We start from the raw sequence: 9,146 nt of genomic DNA, 5'->3' as shown, positions 1-9,146 counted from the left end.
GCAGATTCCCATGATGTGGACCTGGCGGAGATATCAGCCCGCCGGCTGCTGATTTTTGAATTATTCAGACCGGACTAATGACGCCTACGACTATGGCACGTATACCATTTGGATAGAAAATTTAAATCCGTTGCCGTCATCGGTAACCAGCGCACTTAAGGCTGAATCACTGGAGCCTTCTTCATGGCGTTGTTACATAAATCCTGCAGCAACCAGGACTGCCCTTTTCGCGCAACAGCTGAAGCCGCAGGGCTGTTAACTTCAGACGAACGCCTTTGGGCGACTCAATGCTTGGTGGTTGGCTTTAGCGCACTTAGGCCCGACGCAAGGTTATCTTCAATCACGGTTGTACGAACGTGATAGCGGAGCAGTCAGCCACCATTGCAGATTGTTTCAATTCAAAAATACCGTCACTGCCCCGGCTTGTCAGCACTGCGACTTGGTTTCGGCCAGCATTGTCTTTCAAGAAGGTGTAAATTGCGAGAGCTCCGCCGGGGAATGAAAGAATGAAGGTCATTTCATGCTCGCTCGACCGAAGCAATTGAAGGGTACCACCCTCGCCTTTTATCGAATGAATCTTATCCGTGGCGTCGAGGTACATAATGTCATAGTCCGACTTACCCAATCTTTTGAGGGTCATTACTCCGTTCGAGATTTGGTCTGTAGTCCAGCCCGCCCTTTTGGCGTCGACAAGACCGCGTTGAACGTAGTATGAGTAACCTGCCGAAGCCTTGCAGGTGGCTAGGTCTTGCGAGAGTGCTCCGCCGCTTAGAATAAGTATAGTAACGGCACAAACGAGTTTCTTCATTATCAACTTCCAAGTTGTTTTTTTTGAAATCTTAACGCAGTTGGCTAGCGGAAGACAAAAAAGCACACTAGCTGGGCTTGGTACTACGGCAGCATACCTGCGCCTTCAACGATTGCAAAACTCGGTCCATTCGGAGCCATCAGAGTCTTGCGCTTATTACAGCAACTTCACTTATATTCACTTTCCGCGCGTCCACTCTTGGCCGACAACAGCCTAATGCCAGGTAAGCTACTAGCCATGGTGTTCCAGGAAATCGTTTGCAGCTTGTCGTGACTCGGCGGATGCCAAGGGGTGTATCAAAACAGTTCGAAGGACGTCGAGCCAGCCTGAGCGCGCTTCGGTCGATATCTCTGAATTCAAGATCCGATTCACCATCCATACGCTTAAGTCCACCGGTTGCCGCAAAACGGATTCTCGTAAGAACGGTTCGTAACCTGGTATCGCCTCAAGTTCGTGGACCAACGGTCCTGGCGAGCCGAGCTCAGCTCCTGGATGACGCTCAAGCAACCCAAGTATTGCCGGTATCACTGGCGATCGCAAGTTCGGAGACAAATCTTTTAAGTGCTCAAGAATTTCATATAACCGGCCCACGTTTTCTGCCTCGTCGGCCGGCGAAAATTTACTGAGTTCCGTTATCACATTTTCGGTAATCAATCTCGATACTTTCTCTTCTTGCCGTGTGCACCAACTCAGGCCGTTAAACGCTGGTGGTCGGTGTCGCCAACAGCCCGCCGTCAAACCAAACATCCTCATAATCCGGCGCAAGCATTACACGCCATCCAGACGGCAATGCCAAGTAAGGAACGATGCTTGGGCAATATTCGTTTAAGTGAGCGACATGGAGTGGTTGATAAAAATCCGGATCCGTCGAGTGTTCGCCGCCGTAGATATACCAGCCACAGGTCCTGTTTCCTGACGAAATGCGGACCGCATGAAGAGGATCACTCGTCAGCGTGTTAAGTGCAATTCCTACCTTTTGGTCTGGCTCAGGCGGTGTGAATTCCGCGCCGAAGCGCTGGCAAATGTCGCGCTGCTCAATGTGCGTTGTAATTTCAGTTCCTTTCGCCACGTACTCACCGTCCGCTGCTGGCCGACGCCTGTCTGTCTAAATTAACTCAAGTTTCGTGGACACTGGATTGCCCACCAATTGTTGACTGTGGAACAGGGCGACTACAAGGCGGACCTCGCCCTGTTCCGAGGCTGCAGACGGTTCGCCTGTACAGCGAGTAAACTCAGCTTGAACCAACGGCCACAACTCCGTAGAGGATCGAAGTTCGGTTGTCGTTAGAAGATCAGCGGCTATAGACGCATAGGCGGCATTCTTAGTTAGATGGCGATACACCTCAGTAGTATTCCACGACAAAAAAGGTCGCCGACCGCTTCGCAAGCGGCCAGTTATCCATAATCCCCGCGCTGCGGCGCGCGGGCATGGCTTTTGGCCACTATTCTTACTTGTGCCTCCAAGGGAAATATATTGATCAAACCAGCACGTGTTCCAGGCTTGAGCATCGTCTCGACCAAGCAGCAGCACCCTCTGCACGGTGCCATTCACCCACTGCGTTACTGACACACGATTAAGGATGTCGATATTCATTTTCCATTCCTCTTTTCGCAATGATCCTTCAGAGCGCAACGGCTGCTGTTGGCCGTACCCAGACCTACAGGATGCTGCCACTGTTCTCAGCACCAACGAATATGCCTTACGCAATCTATTTCTCTTGCACGACAGCATCCGAGACAGTTTGCGTTTGGCCAATATTTTTTTTGAGAAATTTTTCAACGCGGCGCCAAAAGTCGATTCGGTTCTTCGGCAGTGACCAACCATGGCCCTCTCCGCTGTACTCAACCCATTCGACCTGCTTATTGGTACGGGTGACAGCGGAATAGAATTTTTTTCCGTGGTAGATAGGTACGCGTTTGTCCTCGCTACCATATGCCAAAAGCAGAGGCTGATGAATGCGTGCGGCTTGCTGAATCGGTGAAGTGGCTTTTAGCTGCTCGGCATCCTTAACACGATCCCCGATCATAATCGGCATGCCGTAGCGTAAATAGCCCGGCGACGCGTCAGACTTGGAAAACCAAGTACCTGTGTACATCAACTCAATGTCAGTTACCCCGATCCATTCGATGCCACAACGATATAATTCGGGATCATTAACCAACCCCATCAACGCTGCATAACCGCCGTAACTCGCACCGGCGATGCAAATACGCTTAGGGTCGGCAATGCCCACGGCAATAGCCCAGCGTGTACCGTCGGCGATATCGTTTTGCATTGCCAGGCCCCACTGCTTCAAGCCAGCTTCAAAATGGGCCAGTCCAAACCCCGTGCTGCCACGGAACTCGACCTCCAAGACGGCGTAACCCCGCGACGCAAGAAATTGTGATTCCGGATTCCAACGCCAACTAGCGCCGCGCACCCATGGACCACCATGTACCAGCACCACCATCGGCAGAGCTTTTCGCCCTCCCCCTGGCGGAAGTGTCAGCAGCCCCGGGATCTCAAGTCCGTCGCGCGCCTTGTAACGCACAGATTCCTGCTGGCCCATTTGGGTGCCCCGAATGTTCGGGTAGGTCTTGCCGATAGGGTTGAGCAGCCCCGTCTTAGTGTCAAACAGAGCATATTGCGATGGCTGCATGTCAGAATAGGATTCCACCAACACCCATGGCGAACCGGGCCTAGTCGGTACCGTGATGAGATTATTCGTATTGGGTAATACTTCATCCACGGCTTTTTGAATTCCTTTCATCGCTGGGTCGAACCAGAAATTCGATTCAGCATCCGTAGTCACGCGTACTCCCAGAATTTTAGTGCCGCTGACTAGATCGCCGTCAAAGTCATAGCCCGGAATAACGACAAGCGGGTCCTTACTCACCGTATTGCTTGTTAAATCGAATATCCGCAGAGTAGCCAGATTTTCGCCTGCGTTTGCCACTACAAACAGCTTACCATCAGGACCGAAACCAAGGGGTTTGATTTTATCTTTGACGCTACCATAAGTCGTGTAACTGGTAAGTTCGCGCCATTTATCAGTGACAGGATCATGATAATAAATGATGCTCTTAATTTCACCGAATAAGATCGCCAGCCGAGGTTCGCCCTTGAAATCGAGTATGAAATCGCTCACTTCAACGTCCGGCTCGGAGGCGATCTCAGCTTTTCCAGTAACAGTATTGAGACGACGCAATCGCGTGCCATAATATTCGTCCGAGTCATCGTACAAAGGGCGCCGAACGTAAATCCAGTCTGAATCTTGGCTGCCACGTTGATTGAGCAGGAAGGTATTCCATGGTTGCGGCGCACGACGGTGACCAGTGCGATCGGCAAGCTGAATTAGGCCACTGCCGTCCTGATTGACAGCATACAGACCGGGGCCTAAGTCAACTTCGCCGCTGGCCTCGGTCCTATCGCGTAAGTCAAAAACCAATCGATTCTCATTAACCCACTGGAAATTGCCGATATCGGCATCGGAATATTCGGCAACTACCTTAATGGCATTTTTGTCGAGATCGATGACTGCCAAGACATCGCGACGTCCTTTAATACTCGTCCGTATTGCTATGGAGTGTCCGCTTGGCGATAACACCGCACCGCCGAAGGCGTTGTTTACAAAGAAGTCTTCGAGCGGTGGGGGCGCTATCGCTATCTGGCCAATGGCGTCCATATCAGAGCCGACAAGCAGCACAATGCTTAACACACACTGCACAAAAAAAAAGTTCCAATCGCGTGCTGATTTCACATAATTACTGCGCCACATACCAGTGCGTTTCAAGATGTCCAGGGATTGCGCGCGTCGAGCTTGGAAAGCCATAGTAAAAGTCATAGTTGCCGAATGGCCACTATACTTGACCACCGCACCGCCGAAATACACGCTTTGTAACGCGTGACACCCGGCTACGGCTGGTCAATTACCGGCATGCGAACCAGGCCCGAACTATCGCACCGCCAGCGACACGCTGGCCGGAAACAGCGGCGCACGCCGGTGCAAGGTGGCTTGCTCGTAGGCGTAGGCCATGCCGATCAGCTTCGCTTCGCTGTAGGCCGCGCCGACGAATGACAGGCCCACGGACAGCCCGTGCACCTGCCCGGCCGGCACCGTGATGTGGGGATGGCCGGTCACAGCGGCCGGCGACGGGCAACCGGTACCCGCCTGGTCGCCGTTGATGAAATCGGTCAGCCAGGCCGGCCCGCCCGTGGGTGCCACCAGCGCATCGAGACTGTGCTGGCCCATCACCTGGTCGACGTCGGACACCTGCGTATCGACCAGCACGGCGCCCTGCGCCGTCAACGCGGCCAGCGCCTTTTCGATCACCGCGTCGAGATCGGCGTTGTTGCCAAAGAAGTTGCGCGCCACCCCGATGCGTACGCCTTGCAGGCCGCCCTTGTCGAGCGCGGCGCGGTAGTCGGGCGGCTTGGCGCCGGCCGCCGCCGTGGCCGGATCGGCGGGGTCGCTGCCGGCCATGGCAGCCAGCATCAGGGCCGCGTCGGCCACGCTGCGCGCCATCGGGCCGGCTGTGTCCTGCGAGTGGGCAATGGGAATGATGCCGCTGCGGCTCACCAGCCCCAGCGTGGGTTTGATGCCGACCAGGCCGCAGAGGGAGGCCGGCGAGACGATGGAGCCGCCCGTTTCCGTGCCCACGGCCAGCGTGGCCAGGCCGGCCGCGATGGCGGCGCCGGAACCGGCACCGCTCCAGTTGCGCTCCAGCGCATAGGGATGGCGCGTCTGGCCGCCCCGCCCGCTCCAGCCGCTCACGGAATGGTCCGAGCGCATCTCGTCCGATTCGCTCAGGTTGGTCTTGCCGATGATGACGGCGCCGGCCGCCCGCAAGCGGGCCGCGACGAAGGCGTCACCCGCGACGGGCACGCCGGTCTGGGCCAGCGGGCCGGCGCTGGTGCTCATGCGGTCGCCGGTGGCGATATTGTCTTTCAACAGGATGGGAATGCCGTGCAGCGGGCCGCGCACGCGCTTGAGGCCCCGCTCGCGGTCCATCTCCAGCGCGATCTTCAGTGCTTCGGGATTGATTTCGATGCAGGCGTTGATGCGGGGCCCGGATCTGGCGACGGTCTTGATGCGGGCCAGGTACTGCGACGTCAACGAGTGGGATGTGAGTTTGCCGGCCTGCATCAGCTCCTGCTGCTGCCACACGCCCGCGTCCAGTATGCCGCTGGTGCCAGATTTGGGCGAGCCGCCCGCCGGCGCACTCACGGCGCGCGCACTGCCTGCCAATGCACCGGCGCTGATACCGGCCCGAACGAATTCCCTGCGATCCATGCCATCCTCGTGAGTGGTAAGTCCCATGTGCGCATCCGCTATTGCAGGCGCTAGCATAGCAGCGGAAAGAGTTTCACTCCAGAAAAATTGCTGTCAAGAATAGAAAGTTGATTAACATTTCTATACAAAAATACGACACGGACGTAAAAAAAGCACGCCGGGCAGAACCGGGCGTGCTTTTTGGTGAGGCGGGAATCGCTTAGTTGCGGACCACGCGCTTGTACTCGTTGGTGCGGGTGTCGATCTCGATCACGTCGTCCTGGCTCACGAACAGGGGAACCATCACGATGTGGCGGTGGGCTTCGATCGCGTTTTCGATCTTGGCTTCTTTCAGGACGTTGCCCGAAGTGTTGCCCTTGACGGCAGGCTCCGAGTACACCACCTGGCGTGCGATGGTGGTTGGCAGTTCAACCGAGATGGCCTTGCCGTCGTAGAACACGGCTTCGCATTCCATACCGTCTTTCAGGTAGTGCAGTGCGTCGCCCAGGTTCTCTTCTTCGATTTCGAACTGGTTGTATTCAGCGTCCATGAACACGTACAGCGGGTCAGCGAAGTACGAGTAGGTCACAGGCTTCTTGTCCAGCACGACGACGTCGAACTTGTCGTCGCCACGGAACACGTTTTCCAGCGGGCTGTTGGTCAGAAGATTCTTCATCTTCCACTTGTAGGTAAAGCCGGTGCGGCTCGAACCGTTGACATCCGAACGCAGCACGATCATCGGCTTGCTGTCGACCATAATGATATTGCCAACACGAATTTCTTTTGCAGGTTTCATAGAGAGTGTACGTAAAAAGTAAGTTGCATAAAAATCATCTGCTGCCGATGGCATGAAGCCGCTAGCCACGTTTGATCGGGTAAAAATACGTTCTAAATTAACCGGGCATTATACCCGAGTTTATTGCCTGGCCGATTGCAGCGAACGGGAAAACTTCAGCAAATTGCCCGTCATATCACCGTTCGCCAGGATTTGCTGCTGCCAGGCGGCGGAGTGGACGGCAATTGCCGCCATCTCCCCTTGCAGCGCGCTCCACAGGGCGGCGCCGTGCTGGTCGTCCGTACCGGCACCGTTCCAGTACAGCGAGAACGCCGCCAGGCTATCCAGGCCACCGGCGTAGCGCTGCAGGAAGGCGCGCAATTTCTTGTGGTGCAGATTCTCGTCCTGCGGATAAATGTGCCAGACAAAAGGCTTGCCGGCCCATTGCGCGCGCACGAAGGAATCCTCGCCCCGCACGAAATTAAGCTCGCACGCCCACAGCAGCTTATCGTAGTCCGGCTGCGGCACGAATGGCAGCACCCGCACCGTCAGCGCGCCCTGGCTGCCGGCCGCGCCGGCGATGGCGTCCGAGCCAAGAAAGGCTTGTACCGCTTCCGCCGCCACGCCTTCCGGCACCAGGCAGGTGACGGGTTCGACGCCCGCCTGCCATGCCGCGAACAGCGCCGCAACGGGAGCGTGAGGATAGCAGAACAGCGACACTTTTTGCGAGGCCATTTCAGCGGGCGTCAGGCCCAGCCCCGCCAGGAACTGTCCGATGGCGGCCGGGTCGGCCTGGAACTGGCGGCGCTGCGCCTCCAGCGCCGATTCGACCAGCAGGCCGCCCGTCTTCGCCGTGAAGCCGGGGAAGAAGAAATGCTTGGTCAGCGGCAGGCGCGGATGGGATGACGGCAAGGTGTGGCAACCCTCCACCCACTCCTCCGCCGTGAGCCCTTCCAGGTTGAGCCACACGGGGCGCGGTTCGCATTGCGCCATGGCGGCGATGTAGCCCTCCGGGATATCGCAGCCAAAAAATTCGATCACGATGTCGGCCACATCGGCGACCGCGAACACGCCGTCCTGGCTGTGCCAGTGGCGCACCGTGACATCGCTCACCTGCTGCAGCTCCGCGTCGGTCGTCACCTGCGGGCAGATGCGGCGGAAACTGTGCAGGTTGTCCACCCACAGTTCCACCGCCAGGCCGTGCTCATGCCGCAACTGGCGCGCCATGCGCCAGCAGATGCCCACGTCGCCGTAGTTGTCGACGACCTTGCAGAAAATGGCCAGGGTGGTTGCCCGATCCCGGACAGGCGTATCGGTCAGCTCAAGCAGATCATGTGGCATAAGGGGAATTCGGCTTAAGTAGCGTTAGTGGTGTTAATGGCGTTAGTAGCGTTAGCAGTGTCGCCGCGACGAACAGCCTGGCGCACCCGCTCATTCAATATGGCGGCTGGGCTGCCCGTTTCAATCAATTGTTGCGCCCACGCGCGACTGTGCGGCACCAGCAGGCACGACACCGGACCGGCCAGGCAGGCGCCCAGCGCCCCGTACTGCACACCGTCGCCGTTCCAGGCCCGGAAGGCATCGGCCAGCGTGGTGGCAGCCAGGGCCGGCAACGCCGCCCCGTATCCATCGGCGAACGCCTGCGCCGCGGCGGCGCCCTCCCCGTCCGCCTGCCAGACCAAGGGGCGCGCCGCCAATTGCGCACGCGCCAGCTGCGCCATGCCGCGCACGAAGTTGAAATCGCAGGCCCACAGCAGATGATCGAAGGACTGCGCATCGAGCGCCGGCAACACCTGCACCGTCAAGCCGCCGCGCGTGGCGCGCGCGCCCGCGACGGCATCGGCCTGCAGGAATGCGGCCACCGCCTGCGACGCCTCGCCTTCCGGCACCAGGCACAGTGTGGGCGTGGCGGCGGCCTGCAACTGTGCGAACAGTTGCGGTACGGGCGCCGCATGGTTGCAGCACAGCGAAATCCGGCGTGCATAGGCCACGCGCAGCATGTCCACGTCCAGCCCGGCGAAAAAGGCGGCGCGCATATGGGCGTTATGGTGGAACGGCCAGCGCTGCGCGGCCAGTGCCAGGGCGTCGGCATCCGGAGCGGCGCCGGCGCGGTTCAATTCGGAGGAAGAGGCCATCATCGGGCACCATCAACAAGCGCGTCCGCGGCGGACGCAAAAAAAGCCGCACCAGGCGGCTTATTCGACCGTCTTCCGGCTTGCGGCCGGCGCGGTAATCTGGCGTCCCCAGGGGGATTCGAACCCCCGTACTCACCGTGAAAGGGTGATGTCCTAGGCCTCTAGACGATGGGGAC

The 9,146-nt window shown here is 57.8% G+C and carries 8 protein-coding genes and 1 tRNA gene; all 9 read right to left on the bottom strand.

What is annotated here, in order from left to right:
* Positions 1-340 precede the first annotated feature (340 nt).
* The 9 genes from AC3WOS_RS16505 to AC3WOS_RS16465 all read right to left on the bottom strand — a co-directional run bounded on the left by AC3WOS_RS16505 (position 341) and on the right by AC3WOS_RS16465 (position 9,146).
* Complete coding sequence (locus tag AC3WOS_RS16505; RefSeq protein WP_492717104.1) at positions 341-808, bottom strand: hypothetical protein; 468 nt, start codon at positions 806-808, stop codon at positions 341-343.
* A gap of 697 nt (positions 809-1,505) precedes the next feature.
* Positions 1,506-1,877, bottom strand: coding sequence for an immunity protein Imm33 domain-containing protein (locus AC3WOS_RS16500; RefSeq protein ID WP_492717103.1), 372 nt, complete (start codon positions 1,875-1,877; stop codon positions 1,506-1,508).
* 36 nt (positions 1,878-1,913) lie between these two features.
* Positions 1,914-2,402, bottom strand: a complete 489-nt coding sequence (locus AC3WOS_RS16495; protein WP_492717102.1) for a hypothetical protein — start codon at positions 2,400-2,402, stop codon at positions 1,914-1,916.
* A gap of 115 nt (positions 2,403-2,517) precedes the next feature.
* Positions 2,518-4,620 carry an alpha/beta hydrolase family protein gene (locus AC3WOS_RS16490; RefSeq protein ID WP_492717101.1) on the bottom strand — a complete coding sequence of 701 codons (2,103 nt, stop codon included), beginning with the start codon at positions 4,618-4,620 and terminating at the stop codon, positions 2,518-2,520.
* Positions 4,621-4,743: 123 nt separating this feature from the next.
* On the bottom strand, positions 4,744-6,081 hold the full coding sequence (locus AC3WOS_RS16485; RefSeq protein ID WP_492717108.1) for an amidase family protein: 1,338 nt from the start codon (positions 6,079-6,081) through the stop codon (positions 4,744-4,746).
* A 199-nt stretch (positions 6,082-6,280) separates the two neighbouring features.
* Positions 6,281-6,856: an elongation factor P gene (locus AC3WOS_RS16480; protein WP_492717100.1), complete on the bottom strand. Its 576-nt coding sequence runs from the start codon at positions 6,854-6,856 to the stop codon at positions 6,281-6,283.
* A 120-nt stretch (positions 6,857-6,976) separates the two neighbouring features.
* A complete protein-coding gene (gene earP, locus AC3WOS_RS16475) occupies positions 6,977-8,176 on the bottom strand; it encodes an elongation factor P maturation arginine rhamnosyltransferase EarP (protein WP_492717099.1) in 1,200 nt (399 codons plus the stop codon).
* A gap of 14 nt (positions 8,177-8,190) precedes the next feature.
* Entirely contained in the window at positions 8,191-8,973 is a 783-nt protein-coding gene (gene earP, locus AC3WOS_RS16470; RefSeq protein WP_492717098.1) for an elongation factor P maturation arginine rhamnosyltransferase EarP, read from the bottom strand.
* Positions 8,974-9,070: 97 nt separating this feature from the next.
* Positions 9,071-9,146: transfer RNA gene (locus AC3WOS_RS16465), tRNA-Glu, on the bottom strand.

It is taken from the genome of Rugamonas sp. FW305-51, assembly GCF_058786935.1.
This window is presented reverse-complemented; position numbering and strand designations above follow the sequence as displayed.